Annotated in this window: 1 protein-coding gene and 1 rRNA gene; one reads left to right on the plus strand and one right to left on the minus strand. The window is 67.9% G+C overall.

The window, feature by feature from the left end; all coding sequences use genetic code 11:
* Nucleotides 1-408 (plus strand): hypothetical protein (locus ABT158_RS44895; protein WP_352364478.1); only part of this gene is annotated, 408 nt, incomplete at its 5' end.
* Between the two features lie 817 nt (nt 409-1,225).
* Here the strand turns inward: ABT158_RS44895 and rrf are convergent.
* A 5S ribosomal RNA gene (rrf, locus tag ABT158_RS44900) occupies nt 1,226-1,312 on the minus strand; the annotation flags it as partial.

Here is a 1,312-nt window from a genome sequence, read left to right on the forward strand (position 1 = left end):
CGCCTGGAAGGGACGACGCTCGTCACCCTCACGGCGCGGCCCGCGATCATCCCGGTCCCGGTAAGGAGGACGCTCGTCACCCTCACGACGCGGCCCGCGATCGAAGCCCTCGCGACGCGGACCCCGATCGAAGCCCTCGCGACGCGGACCACGGTCAGAACCTTCACGACGCGGCCCGCGATCGCCGTAGCCACCGCCGCCCTCGCGACGCTCACCGTAGCCGCCTCCGCCTTCACGGCGGTCACCGTAGCCGCCCTCGCGGCGGGGCCCGCGGTCGTCCCGGTCGCGGTAGGAGCGGCCCTCGTCCCGGAAACCGCCCTCGCGCCGCGGCGCACGCTCGTCGCGGGAACCCTCCCCGCTTCGGGGCGCTCTGTCCTCGCGGTTGTACGGCCGCGGCCGGCCCTCTGAACGGAATGGACGATCGCCACCGGAATCACGCCCGCGAGAGCCGTATCCGCCAGTCCTGCCGCCGCTGGAGCGCCTGTCCCCGTCGTCGCCGCGCCCGCGCTGTCCGCCGTCCGATCCGTTATCACTGTTCACTTCTGGTCCATTTCGTTGGCTCACTCAGCGGACTCACAACGGCGGTCCACCGTGGCTGGTCGCCGCCCGCCCTCGGGCCTTACGCGACGAAGGCCACCCGTGGGGGTGGCCCACACCCAGCCTAGCAAGCCCCCGACCGTCACCGAGCCCTCCAGCCACCCACGACGATCCCAGCTTCACCTCCACCCACAGAACGCCACTCACCAGAAAGACGCGGCGGACGTTCTCGTGCACGTGTCTCCGGAGAATTGAAAGAAGCCTCTGAACGATGAGTTCCGACAAACACATCGCAGACGAGCCTGTGGCTCGAGGATGGCTCCTCACAGCTGCTGCGCCTCAGCCGCCCAAGAGGGGCTCTGCTCGGATGCGATCGATCCAGAAGGCAACAGAACGACACCTAGCGCGCCGCTCCTTCCAGGAGCCGGCCACCATCGCCCATGGCCGGCTCACGAGGCATATAAGGCGTCGCGCCCGATCTCCAGTCATCGCGTCAACACATGCGGTCCTACAGCGCACCGGCCCTCCCGGCAGATCCGTGTTCGCGAGCCCGCTGGCACGACGCTACTGGCGGGTGGCCCGGCCCCCTTACCCCAAGGCGGTGCTGCGCCCCTGAAGCTCTTCATCGAAAAACGTGTACAACGCAAAGAAGCCCCACACGAACCGTGTGGGGCTTCTTTGAAAGATTGTCCGGCGGTGACCTACTCTCCCACACCCTCCCGAGTGCAGTACCATCGGCGCAGAGAAGCTTAACTTCCGGGTTCGGAATGTAACC

The organism is Nonomuraea sp. NPDC001636 (genome assembly GCF_040298265.1).
Lineage (GTDB): Bacteria > Actinomycetota > Actinomycetes > Streptosporangiales > Streptosporangiaceae > Nonomuraea.